The sequence below is a fragment of the Vallitalea sediminicola genome (assembly GCF_054408565.1).
The window spans coordinates 108932-124005 of record NZ_BTPT01000001.1; the positions used below are offsets into that span (position 1 = coordinate 108932).

General features: G+C 31.2%; 12 protein-coding genes. 9 read left to right on the forward strand and 3 right to left on the reverse strand.

Annotation, left to right across the window (positions count from 1 at the left end):
* The first annotated feature begins 33 nt into the window (after positions 1-33).
* From ACX6CF_RS00510 to ACX6CF_RS00530, 5 genes are read left to right on the forward strand one after another with little or no spacing between them, the layout of a single operon-like run.
* Positions 34-990: an ABC transporter permease gene (locus ACX6CF_RS00510; protein ID WP_458783330.1), complete on the forward strand. Its 957-nt coding sequence runs from the start codon at positions 34-36 to the stop codon at positions 988-990.
* 10 nt (positions 991-1000) lie between these two features.
* Complete coding sequence (locus ACX6CF_RS00515) at positions 1001-1870, forward strand: carbohydrate ABC transporter permease (protein WP_458783331.1); 870 nt, start codon at positions 1001-1003, stop codon at positions 1868-1870.
* Between the two features lie 13 nt (positions 1871-1883).
* On the forward strand, positions 1884-2798 hold the full coding sequence (murQ, locus tag ACX6CF_RS00520) for an N-acetylmuramic acid 6-phosphate etherase (protein ID WP_458783332.1): 915 nt from the start codon (positions 1884-1886) through the stop codon (positions 2796-2798).
* Positions 2799-2829: 31 nt separating this feature from the next.
* Positions 2830-4374: a beta-N-acetylhexosaminidase gene (nagZ, locus tag ACX6CF_RS00525; protein ID WP_458783333.1), complete on the forward strand. Its 1545-nt coding sequence runs from the start codon at positions 2830-2832 to the stop codon at positions 4372-4374.
* A 52-nt stretch (positions 4375-4426) separates the two neighbouring features.
* Positions 4427-4921, forward strand: a complete 495-nt coding sequence (locus ACX6CF_RS00530) for a GNAT family N-acetyltransferase (RefSeq protein WP_458783334.1) — start codon at positions 4427-4429, stop codon at positions 4919-4921.
* 288 nt (positions 4922-5209) lie between these two features.
* On the opposite strand, the gene ACX6CF_RS00535 is transcribed toward ACX6CF_RS00530, so the two are convergent.
* Positions 5210-5866, reverse strand: coding sequence for a transglycosylase domain-containing protein (locus tag ACX6CF_RS00535; RefSeq protein WP_458783335.1), 657 nt, complete (start codon positions 5864-5866; stop codon positions 5210-5212).
* A 147-nt stretch (positions 5867-6013) separates the two neighbouring features.
* Positions 6014-7237 carry a peptidase T gene (pepT, locus tag ACX6CF_RS00540; protein WP_458783336.1) on the reverse strand — a complete coding sequence of 408 codons (1224 nt, stop codon included), beginning with the start codon at positions 7235-7237 and terminating at the stop codon, positions 6014-6016.
* Between the two features lie 488 nt (positions 7238-7725).
* On the opposite strand from pepT, the gene ACX6CF_RS00545 reads away from it, so the two are divergent.
* Together ACX6CF_RS00545 and ACX6CF_RS00550 are read left to right on the forward strand one after the other, a co-directional pair.
* Positions 7726-10608, forward strand: a complete 2883-nt coding sequence (locus ACX6CF_RS00545; RefSeq protein ID WP_458783337.1) for an endo-beta-N-acetylglucosaminidase — start codon at positions 7726-7728, stop codon at positions 10606-10608.
* A gap of 403 nt (positions 10609-11011) precedes the next feature.
* A complete protein-coding gene (locus tag ACX6CF_RS00550) occupies positions 11012-11674 on the forward strand; it encodes a TraX family protein (protein WP_458783338.1) in 663 nt (220 codons plus the stop codon).
* Here ACX6CF_RS00550 and ACX6CF_RS00555 read toward each other — a convergent pair whose 3' ends face one another.
* Positions 11675-11854: a hypothetical protein gene (locus ACX6CF_RS00555; protein WP_458783339.1), complete on the reverse strand. Its 180-nt coding sequence runs from the start codon at positions 11852-11854 to the stop codon at positions 11675-11677.
* A gap of 278 nt (positions 11855-12132) precedes the next feature.
* Between ACX6CF_RS00555 and ACX6CF_RS00560 the strand changes: the two genes are divergently transcribed.
* On the forward strand, positions 12133-13479 hold the full coding sequence (locus tag ACX6CF_RS00560; RefSeq protein ID WP_458783340.1) for an N-acetylneuraminate synthase family protein: 1347 nt from the start codon (positions 12133-12135) through the stop codon (positions 13477-13479).
* Between the two features lie 11 nt (positions 13480-13490).
* On the forward strand, positions 13491-15050 hold the full coding sequence (locus ACX6CF_RS00565; RefSeq protein WP_458783341.1) for a cytidylyltransferase domain-containing protein: 1560 nt from the start codon (positions 13491-13493) through the stop codon (positions 15048-15050).
* Positions 15051-15074: the final 24 nt, after the last annotated feature.

Genomic DNA, 15074 nt, shown 5'->3' on the forward strand with positions numbered 1-15074 from the left:
AGGGTGGCCTTTATAAAGCAAGGAGGTCAACAGATGGCTATACGCAAAAAACAAAACTCTAACAATAGTGCATCCTTACAAAAAAGTGATTTAAAGAGACATTTAAGACGTTATTGGCAGTTATATGCAATGATGGTATTACCAATATTATATTTCATAGTATTCAAATACGTTCCGATGTTTGGAAATGTATTAGCCTTCAGGCGGTATAGACCAGGTATGGGATCCTATGGTGTCAAATGGGTAGGCTTCAAGTATTTTAAGATGTTTATGCAGGATCCAGCTTTTTGGAGAGCCTTCCGTAACACATTAACCATTTCTATTGGAAATTTAATCGTTAATTTCCCTATACCAATTATATTTGCAATCCTATTGAATGAAGTAAGAAATGTACACTTTAAAAAAGCGGTACAGACAGTTTCATATATGCCAAGATTTATTTCAACTGTAGTAGTTATAGCGATATTAGGAGAATTATTATCACCTAGTTCAGGACTAATCAATAACTTCTTACAGAGCACATTTGGAATTAAACCAATATATTTTATGAATGAAGCGAAATACTTTAGATGGTTGTACATATTGACAGATACATGGCAGTTTACAGGTTGGACAGCAATTATCTATCTAGCGGCAATAACAGGTATCAGTGCAGATTTATTTGAGGCAGCGAAGATTGATGGAGCGAATAGATTACAGCAGATTATCTACGTTACGATTCCTTCGATTCTGCCAACAATCATGGTTTTATTAATCCTAAACGTTGGACGTATGTTGAGTCTAGGATTCGAGAAAGTACTATTGATGTATACACCGTCAAACTCACAGGTAAGTGACATCATTGACACATTAGTTTATAGAACTGGTCTTGCTAATCAGAATTATTCATATGCTACTGCCATTGGATTATTCAGCGGGATTATCGGCGTAATATTAGTATCATCATCTAATTCTATCAGTAAGAAAATTACAGGTGATGGAATCTACTAGGAGGGTCCATATGAAAACGTATCGTACAAAAGGTAATATCATATTTGATGTAGTAGTTTATGTAGTAATGGTTTTTGTGCTTCTTATATGTTTAGTACCTTTCCTATACATGCTGGCGGTATCTCTTTCGGCACCAAAAGCAATCATTAATAATGAAGTATCATTTATTCCAGTTGGAATGAATTTTGAAGCATATAAGCAGATTTTTGCTTACCCTAACTTTTTCAAAGCTTATGGAAATACGATTTTCTATACTGTTGTAGGAACATTTATATCATTATGTATGACAACTCTATTTGCATATCCTTTATCAAAAAAACATCTAAAGGGTCAAAAGCTTGCTATGAAATTGGTTGTGTTCTCTATGTTTTTCTCAGGTGGTTTAATTCCTAACTATCTACTTATATCAAGCCTTAGATTGACAGGAACACGTTTTGCAATGTTACTTCCATTTGCAATCAATCAATTTAATTTAATTATACTTATAAACTTTTTCAAATCAATACCAAATGAAATTGAAGAAGCTGCATTAATTGATGGATTAAGCTATTTTGGTATTCTAAGAAGGATTGTTGTACCTTTATCCAAACCGGCTCTAGCAACCATTGGATTATATACAGCGGTATTCTTCTGGAATGATTGGTTTAATGGATTAATTTACTTGAATACAGATCAGTTTCCAGTAATGCTATTTTTGAGGAATATAGTTAATGGAACTTCAATGCTTGGTGATGCAGCAGGTTCAGCTGATAAGGCAACCATTGCAATTTCAATTAAATCAGCAGTTATTATTACATCAACGTTACCGATAATAATTCTATATCCATTCTTACAAAAATATTTTGTTAAAGGGCTTACAGTGGGCTCTGTAAAAGGTTAAAGAGGTGAAGACAATGGTAAAACTAAGCGATATAGAAACAGAAAAGAAAAATGAACGCACAAAAAACATAGATTTGTTGACAACTATAGAAGTATTACAGTTGATGAATGATGAAGATAAAAAAATTGCTGGTGCAGTGGAAAAGGTATTACCTAATATTGCTGAAGCGGTGGATACCATATATAAGAAGATTGCAGATGGAGGAAGATTGATTTACTGTGGTTGTGGAACTTCAGGACGTCTAGGAATCTTGGATGCTGTAGAATGTCCTCCTACATTTGGAGTTGAACCAGAATTAATACAAGGAATAATAGCAGGAGGTATGGGTGCTATTATAAAAGCGGTAGAAGGAGCAGAAGATAATTTCCAGCTAGGAGCAGATGATTTACGTTCTTTGGATTTTACCGACAAAGATGTATTAGTGGGTATTGCGGCAAGCGGAAGAACACCATATGTATTAGGTGCTGTAGATTATGCAAATAGTATTGGTGCTAAGACAATAAGTCTGACTTGTTCCAATGGATCAAGATTGAACGAACTGAGTGATGTTGCTATTGTTCCATTACCAGGAGCTGAGGTAATAACAGGCTCAACACGTTTGAAAAGTGGAACAGCTCAAAAGATGGTTTTAAATATGTTAAGTACATCTGTTATGATAAAACTAGGAAAAGTGTATGGCAATTTGATGGTAGATGTAAAAGCAAGTAATGAAAAGTTGTTTGAACGTACTGTCTCCATAGTGAAAAGTGCAACAGGAGTAGAAGATTGTCAGGCTAGAGAAGTTCTAGAAAGATGTGAATACTCAGCCAAAACAGCTATTGTAATGATTAAATGTGATATGATTGTGGACGAAGCAGAAGAAGCTTTAGTGGAGGCTGATGGACATATATCACGTGTCATAGAGGAATATACAAGTATTAATCATTAGATATATAGGTATTTGAAAAGGAGACTAAAATATGAATTTAACATTACGTGAAAAGATAGGACAACGGTTTGTCGTAGGCTTTTTGGGTACTAAAATAAATGATGAAATTGTTGAATTGATTGAAGATTATAAAGTTTCTAACATTATACTGTTTAAGAATAATATAGAAAGTGGTCCTCAGTTAAAGAAGCTATGCGAAGATTTACAGAATCTAATTAGAAAAAACACTGGCAGAGGAGCATTCATTACAATAGATCAAGAAGGTGGTATGGTAACAAGGCTACAAGATGATAATGTCAATATACCAGGAGCAATGGCAATAGCGGCTACAGGTAAGGTTGAATATGCATATCAAGCAGGTAAGATAACTGGAAAACAATTAAAGAAGCTAGGTATTAACTTTAACCTAGCACCTGTAGTGGACATCAATTCCAATATGGATAATCCTGTAATTGGAGTTAGAAGTTATGGTGATAACCCTGACAAAGTGGCAGAATATGCATCAGCCATGACGAAAGGTTTGTTGGATGGTGGAGTAATGACATCAGCTAAACACTTTCCAGGACACGGTGATACCAACGTTGACTCTCATCTTGGATTACCACAGATCAATAAAACATTGGAAGAGATTGAAAAGTGTGAGTTGATTCCTTTTAAAGAGGTAATAAAAGAAGGGATTCCAGCAATTATGACAGCTCATATTTTATTCCCTAAGATTGAGACTGATAATCTACCGGCTACAATGTCTAGGAAAATTGTTAAAGGATTATTAAAAGATAAAATAGGATTCAAGGGATTAGTTATTAGTGATTGTATGGAAATGAAAGCTATCCAGAAGAACTATGGTACAGTAGAAGGTATCAAGCAAGCTATGAAGGCAGGTGTTGACTTGATTTGTATTTCACACACAGCTAGATTTGCACGAGAAGCCTCAGATGCTCTTGTTGATGCTTTTGAAAACGGAGAACTTTCTATAGAGGAAATGGATGAATCTCTTGATAAGATATTCTATTGGAAAGAAAAATTTGCTGATAAGGTGGAAGAGATTGCTTTTGATGAAGACTATGGTAAAGAATACGTATATAAGATGTTAAAAGAGACCATAACTCCAGTACAAATGCCAACAGAAAGTCTACCAAAACTTGGAGATAAACCACTGTTTATTGGAAGTTTGCCATTTAGAGCTACGAATGTATCCAACAAGAATGATTATACTCTAAGTTTTTCAGATTATATGGTAGAACGATTCTTAGGAGAAGGGATAATCTTGTCTGCTGATCCAGATGAAGAAGAGATTAATAACATACTAATAGAAGCCAAATCTCATAGTTCTATTGTGATAGGAACATACAATGGTCATCTATATAAAGGACAACTAGAACTAATTAAAAAAGTAGCTAAAAATAATACTAATGTTATTGTGACAGCGTTAAGGAATCCTTATGATTTGAAGAATCTACCTAAAAATGTTTATGGTATTGCTGCTTATGAATATACACTTAACAGCTTAAGAGCATTAGCTGAACTATTTGAAGGAACATATGAATTACATGGAGTTCTACCTGTTAGGATGTAATGAAAAAATGTAGGCTGAATAAAAGCAAAATTATAGAAATGAGGTTTTTATTATGGCAGATATGTTAGTGAATTTATTACATATTGAAGATTATCATGATGAACTAGAACGTTTAGATAAAGAGGAAATCAAGATTTTTAGAGCTTTGGCTCCAGATAAATTTCGTATTATTCAGTGGGTGAAAGAAAACTCAAGCGTTAATGCAGCAGGAGAATGTGATGTGTGTTTTTCTAATCATCCAATATCATGTTTTATTGCAGCAAAAGGTAGCGAAATAATTGGATATGCATGTTATAATGCTACAGCTCCTGATTTTTTTGGACCGACTAGAGTATCAGAAGAACATCGTGGTAAAGGAATAGGAAAAGCATTATTATTACGTTCGTTGAATGCAATGAAAGATGAAGGTTATATATATGCAATAATCGGAGGTATTGGACCTGCCAAGTTCTACGAGAAATGTGTCAATGCAGTTCTTATAGATAGTTCAAAAGAGTATAGTGTATATGAACACTTCTTAGCGGGGATTGAAAAACAAGATGAATAATTAGTTATATCAAAAGGGGCTGTAAGCCCCTTTTAAACAAACCTATTATTTCAAAAACTATATAGTATAATGCAATAACTATGTAAACAGCAGTATAGATTTTATAGGCTAAAGTCACATGTTTACCTGGCTTAAGAGTGGTAAATATAAAGAAAATCATATATAGTGATAAGAACGATTTTTACAGCTTGTTGTCATTCCTTTAAAACAGATAGGACAACAAATGTAACGAGAGTGATTATCACTATATATGATTTCAATATACGACCGTTGTCTGTTTTTAATACTTTATCTTATATATCCATTTTTCATCATAACACTCATAACTATTTTTTGCCTTTTCTTAGCTTTTTCTAGATTATCTATAGGGTTATATCTACTAGGGGCTTGGGGTAAACCAGCCATCATAGCACATTCCTCTAGATCAAGGTTGCTCACGTTTTTAGAGAAAAAAACTTGTGATGCATCTTTAACTCCATGAGCGCCAGCACCATAGTATATGATATTCAGGTACATTTCTAAGATATCTTTTTTAGTAAACATCCGTTCTAGTTTAGTTGCTATAATTATTTCATTAAATTTTCTGGTTATTGATTTCTGTCTACTCAGAAAAAGATTTTTAGCTAACTGTTGTGTTATAGTACTGCCACCTTGTACAAATCTACCTTCTTGTATATCTATTATTGCAGCTCGCATTATTGCTAGAATATCAAAACCACCATGCCTATAAAATCTTTTGTCTTCCATAGCAATAGTTGCATTAATAAGATTTTTAGGCAATTCATCAAGTTCTACATAATTAGATGTCCTACTAGAAATTTGAGCTTTCAAGCTATAATCCAAAGTATAATTCTCGTTGCTTGGATTATAGAATTGACTATATGTTAATACCATTAGGAATAATATCCCAAATATCGCAAATAATTTTTTTAATAAATTCTTCATATCTATTACCTCCTGTTAGTAATTAGCTCTTTATCAGCTTATACTAACATTGTATTCTACTTGGACTAATTATTCCATTCACATAGATTACAAAATAAAGAGGTAACTTACATTTTTGTAAGGATGAGTATTAAACTAGGCTAATTATTATTTTTGTTCGTACAATTCTACGATTTTTACTATGGTTTCTACAGCTTTATACATTGATTGTATACAGATGTATTCGTATTTACCATGGAAATTGTGACCACCTGTAAATAGGTTAGGGCAAGGTATTCCCATGTAGGATAATCTTGAACCGTCAGTGCCGCCACGAATAGGTACAATTATTGGTTCAACACCTACAGCTTTCATAGCTTCAGTAGCAGTTTCAATAATGTGCATTACAGGTTCTAGTTTTTCTTTCATGTTGAAATACATATCTTTCAATTTGCATTCAACAGTATTATCTCCATATTTCAAGTTGAGATAATTAACAACATTAGTAAAATATTCTTTTTTGTTATAATATAATTCTTTGTCATGATCTCTTATAATGTACATCATTTTAACTTGTTCAACATTACCAGCCATTCTTACAAGATGATAGAATCCTTCATAACCCTCTGTAAACTGTGGTCTTTCATTAGGAGGTAACATTCCGTCCAATTCATAAGCTATTTCCATAGCACTAAGCATCTTGTTTTTAGCAGAACCTGGGTGAATATTGTTACCATTGATAGTTAACCAAGCATTAGCAGCATTGAAATTCTCATATTCAAGTTCGCCTATTTCTCCACCATCAACAGTATAAGCAAAATCAGTAGCAAATTTTTCTACATCAAATTTATCAGTTCCCCTGCCTATTTCTTCATCAGGAGTGAAAGCTACTTTTATAGTACCATGTTTAATTTCTGGATGATTGATAAGGTATTCCATTGCTGACATTATTTCGGCAACACCTGCTTTATCATCTGCACCAAGAAGTGTTGTACCATCTGTAACGATTAAATCTTTACCTTCATAATTAAGAAGTGATGGATATTCTTTTGTAGATAAAACTACATTAAAAGATTCATTGAGTACTATATTTTTACCATCATAGTTCTTAATGATACGTGGCTTAATATCTTTACCACTAATATCTGGTGATGTATCCATATGGGAAATAAATCCAATAGATGGAATATCTTTATCTGTGTTTGCTTTTAGAGTAGCCATGATGTAACCATTTTCATCAAGTGATATATCTTCAAGTCCTAGAATGTTTAATTCTTCAACTAATATTTTAGCAAGATCAAGTTGAACAGCAGTGCTTGGGCAAGTTTCAGATTCTTCATTTGAAGTAGTTTCTACCTTTACATACTTTAAAAATTTTTCACATACATTCATTTTGGTTCTCCTTCCATTTACATAATAAAACTTATATTATTATAAGTTATTTACTATTAATAATTATAAGTTTACGTTACTTTCAAGTATTAATCAAGTACAAAATTTACGATTTGTACTAGTATTTTGGTTCTAATATTAACATAATTTTATTAACTAATTTTAACAAATGTTAAAAAGTTAAATTTGTATTTTAACAATGTGTGGCTAAGAGAGGGGTGATAAATCTTTCGATTCAAGATTTGTTAATATTTTCTATGCTTATCTATAAAAAGACAAAAGTAATTGGTAATATGCTAAATATTCATATTTCATAAAAAATATAATAATTTAATATATAAAACTTTTGACATAATAACTTTTATTTTGTTATAATATATTAGAAGATAATGTTAAAATTTGATTAATATGTTAAAAATGTTTGTTAACAAATTTAAGTTTTCTAAAACATGAAAATTTAAAAATATATTAAACAAAGGAGAATGGGTATGAAGAAACAAAAGATTTTGTCAGTTTTGGTGGTTGTATCAATGTTGACAGTAACTATGTTAACAGATGTATTTGCAGGTGGTGATACAATGCCGCCTAGAGAGGGTGAACAAGGGTACAAAGGTGATAATCAACCATCCATACATGGATATTGTAAACAGGATATCTTGGATTGGTCACCTGAACAAGATGAATATTATGATTTTATGCGTGCAAAAGTACCACTTAGTCAACGTAATGAATCTTTCCAAGCTACGCAGGCTAATCCAATGTTGAATCAGAACGTTAAGAGTTTAACTCTAGCAGGTGATTATGGTAATGGTTTCTTTAACTCTTATCAGTATAATGATAAGTTTGCTCAGAATGTATTGAATTACTGGCAGTACTTAGATTATCATGCAGCGTGGCATGGAATGGTAACAGAACCGGCACCTGACAGTTTATTTATTCCCGATGCACCATGGTGGGAGCGTAAATATGAATTTGGTGTATTGAATCTTCCTAATCCTGCATACACCAATGCAGCTCATAAAAATGGTGTTATGACATTAGGATGTATATTCTTCCCAAGAGCAGAGCATACCGAAGATTTTGTTTATAAGGATGAAAATGGAAGATTTCCTTTAGCTGATAAGTTAGTTGAGATTTGTAAGTATTATGGGTTTGATGGGTATTTTGTTAATGCTGAAGAGAGATTACCTTCTTCTTATATGCCTTTATATGAGGAATTTATTGCAGCTATGACTTCTCAAGGTATATATGTTCAAGTATATGCTTCTAATTTATATGGACAATTTAATGAAAGATCATGGGGTGGTATTAATTATTATAACAAAGATGCAACTGAATTCAGTAATTGGGTTAAACATCCTGACAGAGATCAAGCAGCTAGTTCATTATATATGAATCCTGATCCAAGTAAATCAATGGTTGATGGTTCAGTGTCAATAATGGAATCTCTAGGTCTTGACCCAAGAGAAACTGTTTTCAATACTTTGGAAGCAGGACAAACAGGTTTTTCAGGTAGAAGAGGTTCAATATATAATACTCTAGATGAAAACCTTGTTCCAAGAACAGCTATAGCTCACTTAGGTACAGAAATGGTATGGAGTGGACTTGATGAGCAAGCTTTTGGACATACAGGAAATAACTCGTACAATGAAAACAGGCGAAGTGATTCAGAGTATCAAAAATACATATTTGCTCGTGAGAGAACTTGGTGGTCAGGTTCAATGGATCAGCCTTATTATAGTAATAATAGTGGTTATGCAAGTCATCCAACAACAGATTATACACAGGAAGAACGAGAAGAATTATTAAGAAATATAGTAGATGCAACAACTAATCCATACTTAACAGCTAATAACCCTGATAGAGCAACACCTAACGCTGGAAGTGACCTAGAAGGTAAAAACTATCAATCATGGCCAGGGTTAGCGGCATTTATATCAGAGCGTTCTGTAATTAATGGTGGTAATTTCTATACTAACTTTAATACTGGACATGGATTACAATATTTTGTTGATGGTGAAGTTTCTAATGATAATGAATGGGCTAACATTAATATCCAAGATATTCTACCAACATGGCAATGGTGGATTAGTTCAAGTGATGAAAATGGAAAAACATTAAGAGTTGATTTTGACTATGGAAATAAATACAACCCAGCTTTTGAATTAGACCAAATAGGTGGATATAATGGGGGAAGTTCTCTTGTTGTAAAAGGTAATCTGGATTCAAATAATTTCTTGCGTTTATATAAATCAGATCTTGATGTATCAAAAGATTCAAAAGCATATGTTACATTTTATAAGTCTTCTGCAACTGATGGATCAAAGATGAGCTTAGGACTAATATTTGAAGATGCGCCAGAAACAGTAGAATATATTGAGATTCCTTCATCAGGAACTCAAACTAATCAATGGAAGACCAAAACATTGAATCTACAGAATTACAGAGGAAGACAAATAGCAGCTTTTGGTTTATCATTTGAACCTGCTAATGGACAAGTACAAGAGTATCAAATGAATATTGGAGAGATTAAAATTACAGATTCAACATGTGAAAAACTTGATGCTCCAACAGGATTAAAGATAGATAGAGCTTTTGATTCATCTGAGACTTATATTTCTTGGGATTTAGATGATTATAGTAAGGTACAAAAATATAATGTATATGCAAAATACAGTGATGGGAAAGAAGTATACTTAGGAGGAACCTATGATGACAAGTATTACATAAAATCCTTATATAATCCTACTGGTATAGTGACAATTGAATTAACGGCTGTAGGTGCAGATGGTATTGAAAGTCCTAGGGCAGTAATAGAAAGAGATTTTTCTAAAGCTATAAGTAATATTGAAGTAGTTGAAAATGACGGTTATCTTGATGTTTCTTGGAATAATCCTAATACAAGTAATGTGGTCAAAGCAGAGGTTACTTTGAATTACAGTAGTGATGCCAGCAGTTATAATGAAACTTTTAGTGAAACAACAAGTCAAGGGACAATGACTGTACCTGTAACAGATGGTAGTAGATATACGTTAAGGTTATCAGTACTAGATGATAATGGAAATATCATAAGTTATACAGATTATTCAGGACAGTTAATAGATACATATTCTGATGTTTATGAAGGCAATGCTATATATAATTATGGAAGTGTGGAGATTACTGGACCTACATCAAAAGATTGGTGGCATTTATATGCTAAACAAAATGGTAGAACTATTACATTTAAAAACGGAGCACAATATGCTATAAGAGGTGTAGACGATTTAACGAGTCTAAGGGTTCAAGGAAGTTCTGGCGAGATTGAAATAATTCTAAAAGATTATGCTGGAAACTTTTCAGAACCTGTTATAGTTCCATTTGGTAATTAATTTCAATAGTATTAATCCTAAGATTCAATCATATTAAATTTTATGTGAAGCATTTACTTGTGGTAAATTCAACGAGTAAATGCTTTGTTATTATACTTATTCCTATATGGTTTTTTATCAAGTAATAAAAATACATTTGATACTGGTATAACTTTAAAAACTAGTGTAGATAATTATGAAGAAGCAACGTAAATTTTAAAAAAATAAATAGGTTATTTTAGAAAATTATATATTGTTTAGTTGGTTAAGCATATAAAAAGCAGAGTAATAACTGCTTTTTTTATTTTATAGAAATAAATCTTAATTATTATAAAATATTTAGCCATTTGTTGCAAAAGGTCTAAAAAACAGATATATTATAAAGTATTAAAAATTTTAAATTATACAAAGGAGATGTGTCACAGTGAACACTACAAATCTTAAGATTATTGCTTGTTTAGCAATGTTGGTAGACCATTTGGGGGCAGTATTTTTCCCCGAATATATGTATCTAGCAATTATAGGGAGAATTGCATTTCCTATATTCGCTTTTCTAATAGCAGAAGGGTATTTTTATACTCATAATGTTAAGAAATATTTAATAAGATTATTCGCATTTGCACTAATATCTGAAATACCATATAATTTTGCATTTCATGGAGAAATGATAGCTAGTCCTGGACTAAATATATTTTTCACCCTTTTCTTGGGGTTATTGGCTATATACCTATATGATCGTTTTAAAAAACAAAATATTGTACTTGGGGTTGTACCGGTGGTGATTATAGGATTGATAGCATATTTCATTAATACTGATTATGGAATGATAGGTGTATTTATGATATTCGCATTCTATATCTTTAGAAATAGTTTTTATAAGAAAGCATTAAGTTACATAATTCTGACAGGTGCAATTTTGGTAATGTATTCTAGTTACGACGGTATCACTATACAGTTATATTCGATTCTAGCACTTGCATTAATTTATTTTTATAACAATAAAAAAGGGTTTAACATCAAATACTTATTCTATGTTTTTTATCCCGGGCATCTATTGATTCTTGGTTTATTGAGATATATCCTGTAATTATTCATACTTACCATAGTAATTTTCCATCTGTAAATAAGTTAGAGCATGGTTATACACATATAGATTCATAGCTTCTGTAGCAGTTTCGATAGTGTGTATTACTGGTTCTAACTTTTCTTTTATGCTAAAATGCATATTTTTCAATTTGTATTCAATAGTTATATCTATGTATTTCAAGTATTATCAAATTAATTTATTTTTTGTTTTAATTATAAAAATATAGTTTGTTATATATAATGTATGTGTTGTATACAAATGTGTATATTGTTAATATTTATGTAATATAAATAGATATTTAAGATTAAACAGCAATATATTGGCATTATATTGTTTGTATTAGCAGTGTAGATATAAAATACGAAATAAAGTATAAAATTAAAAATATAAAGAATATTTGACGTAAAAACAAATAAATGGTATATTAATAGTGAAAAAAATGTGAAAGGAGAATAAAAATGAAAATTATAACGACAAATAGAAAAATAAGTAGAAGTGAAAAATGTTACATAATTGCTGAGGTAGGGATTAATCATAATGGAAACTTGGAACTTGCAAAAAAAATAATAAAAGCAGCTCATGAAGCAGGTGCAGATGCAGTTAAATTTCAAAAAAGAGATATTGAGTTAGTTTATGGTAAAGAATACTTACAAGAATATAGAGAATCCCCTTTTGGAAATACTCAGAGAGACTTAAAAGAAAACCTTGAATTCAACAAGAATCAGTATATAGAATTAAAGGATTTTTCACATAAACTTAATTTAGATTTTATTGTATCTCCTTGGGATGAAAAATCAGTAGATTTTGTGTGTGAAATAGGAGTAGATTGTTTGAAAATTGCATCACCATGTTTACATGACATAAAACTATTAAAATATATAAGAACTAAACAAGTGCCATTAATTGTATCTACAGGTATGTCAGATAAAGAGCAAGTGGAAAGAGCATTAGAAATATTGAAAGGCGCGCCAATTGTATTGCTTCATTGTGTTTCAACTTATCCTACTCGGGAAGAAGATATAAATATGAATAGATTGAATACATTGAAGCAAGATTTTGATTTTATAGATTTGATAGGTTATTCAGGTCATGAAATGGATAAATTACCTGCCCTAGTTGCTGTTAGTATGGGGGCAAAAGTAATTGAAAAGCATGTTACTATGAGTAGAGAGCTCTGGGGATCTGATCATAAGGTATCATTACAGCCTCTTGAATTGAAGGAATTGGTAAGTGGAATAAGAGAAGTTGAAAAAATATTAGGGAATAATCAGATTAAAGTACTTCCAAATGAAGTAGCAGCAATGAGAAAACTTCAAAGAAAGAGGAAAATTGATTCCATTGTATTAGATATCGATGGTGTTTTGACAGATGGGAAAATATATAGTAATGATATGGAAAATAATAATGAAATGAAAATATTGAATTATAAAGATTTAGATGCAATTACTGCATTTACAAGAAAAGGATATTCAGTTTACATTATTACTAAAGAAAATACAGATATAAACAAAAGTATAATCAAAAGAATAAACCCTACTGAGTATGCAGTAGGTGTTGAAAATAAATATGATGCAATAAAAGATTTGGCGAAAACTAATAAGGAAAACCTAAGTAGAATGAGTTATATTGGAGATTCATACTCTGATAAAGGTGTTTTCAATAATATTAAATATACATTTGCTCCAAGTGATGCAATAAAAGTTGTTAAAGATAATGCTTATAGCATATTGAATACAAAAGCAGGAGAAGGTTGTATTGCTGAAATGATAGAGAAGATTGAAAGTATTAATAGTGGAATAGCATAAGGAGTACTTATATGGATGAATTAATTAAAGTTAATAATGAGATTGTTGCATTGATTCCTGCAAGGGGAGGATCTAAAAGGATAAAGAATAAAAATCTTAGAAGTATTAATGGTAAACCGTTGATAGGATATGCAATAGAACATGCGTTATCATCAACTAGAATAGATGAAGTATATGTATCTACTGACAGTGAAGTAATTGCTGATGTAGGGAAAAACTATGGTGCTAAGATTCCATTTCTAAGACCAGAAGAATTAGCAAAGGACTCATCAACAGATTATGATGTTTTCAAACATTTTCTTGAATGGTATAAAAATGAGAACGGAGTATATCCAAAGTTAATAGTTCAAATAAGAGCTACTTCACCGCTTAGAGAGCCAATGATGATAGATAAAGCAATAGAAATTATTGAAAACGATTCAAAGGCAGATTCGTTGAGATCTGTTTCAAAACCACATCAAACACCTTACAAAATGTGGCGAATTGAAAATAATTTTTTGAAATCAATTATTGAGTATGACAATGAAGGGTTCTATGATATGCCAACACAAAGTCTTCCTACAGTATATGGACAAGATGGTTTTGTGGATATTATTAAACCAAGAACTATCATTGAACTAAAATCAATGGCTGGGGAAAATATTATTGGTTTTACTGAGCATAAGATGGCAATTGATATAGATAATATAAAAGATTTACATCTAGCAGAATTAATAATGAAAGATTATAATAATTCTTACTCAATAATTAATAAAGGGAATATCGGGATAATTCAAGGAAGATTATCAGAGTCTTACAATAATAAACTTCAGAATTTTCCGGATGATTGGTTGAAAGAGTTTGGAATTGCAAGAAAATGTGGATATTCACATATTGAACTATTTAGAGATAAAGAATATAATCCTAAGAATCCTCTTTGGAATAAAGAAGATGCTGAGATAAAAAAAATAGTTGAAGAACAGATTAATTCAGGAGTAGTTGTTAGAAGCATATGTGACGACTATATTTTGAATTGTGATTTTCTTGAAATAAATATGAGGGAATTACAGAAGCTTATAGACTTATTGATTCTTGCTAAAAAATTAGAGGTAAACCAAGTAATATATCCTCTAATGGAAAAAGCACAGATAAATGAGTTATCTAAAAGGAAAAAGGCTGCAGATATAATGAAAATATTGGCAGACATAGCCAAAGAATTTGGAATTACAATAAATATTGAAACAAATCTGGAAGGAAAAATGTTAACTAGCTTTTTGAAAGACATAGGAAGAGATAATGTGAAAATATGTTTAGATACAGGAAATCTTCTATATGAAAACATAGACCCTGTAAAACAGATACTTGAATTAGAGAATAGTATTGGACATATACATATAAAAGATAAAGATGAAAATGGGAATAACGTTATACTTACAACTGGTCAGCTTAACCTTTATCAAGTCATAATAGCTCTAATAAAAATAAAATATGATAGGTATATAACATTTGAAACAACAAGAGGAAATAATTGTATTGATACGGCAATAAATCATGTGAATCTATTTAACAGGTTATTAAAAGAAATCATATAAAAAGAAGCTAAATAAAAAGGAGTT

Excerpts from the sequence above, each read along its gene's own strand:
- ACX6CF_RS00510 (WP_458783330.1), top strand. The coding sequence starts at position 34 with ATGGCTATACGCAAAAAACAAAACTCTAACAATAGTGCATCCTTACAA.
- ACX6CF_RS00515 (WP_458783331.1), top strand. The coding sequence starts at position 1,001 with ATGAAAACGTATCGTACAAAAGGTAATATCATATTTGATGTAGTAGTT.
- murQ (WP_458783332.1), top strand. The coding sequence starts at position 1,884 with ATGGTAAAACTAAGCGATATAGAAACAGAAAAGAAAAATGAACGCACA.
- nagZ (WP_458783333.1), top strand. The coding sequence starts at position 2,830 with ATGAATTTAACATTACGTGAAAAGATAGGACAACGGTTTGTCGTAGGC.
- ACX6CF_RS00530 (WP_458783334.1), top strand. The coding sequence starts at position 4,427 with ATGGCAGATATGTTAGTGAATTTATTACATATTGAAGATTATCATGAT.
- ACX6CF_RS00535 (WP_458783335.1), bottom strand. The coding sequence starts at position 5,866 with ATGAAGAATTTATTAAAAAAATTATTTGCGATATTTGGGATATTATTC.
- pepT (WP_458783336.1), bottom strand. The coding sequence starts at position 7,237 with ATGAATGTATGTGAAAAATTTTTAAAGTATGTAAAGGTAGAAACTACT.
- ACX6CF_RS00545 (WP_458783337.1), top strand. The coding sequence starts at position 7,726 with ATGAAGAAACAAAAGATTTTGTCAGTTTTGGTGGTTGTATCAATGTTG.
- ACX6CF_RS00560 (WP_458783340.1), top strand. The coding sequence starts at position 12,133 with ATGAAAATTATAACGACAAATAGAAAAATAAGTAGAAGTGAAAAATGT.
- ACX6CF_RS00565 (WP_458783341.1), top strand. The coding sequence starts at position 13,491 with ATGGATGAATTAATTAAAGTTAATAATGAGATTGTTGCATTGATTCCT.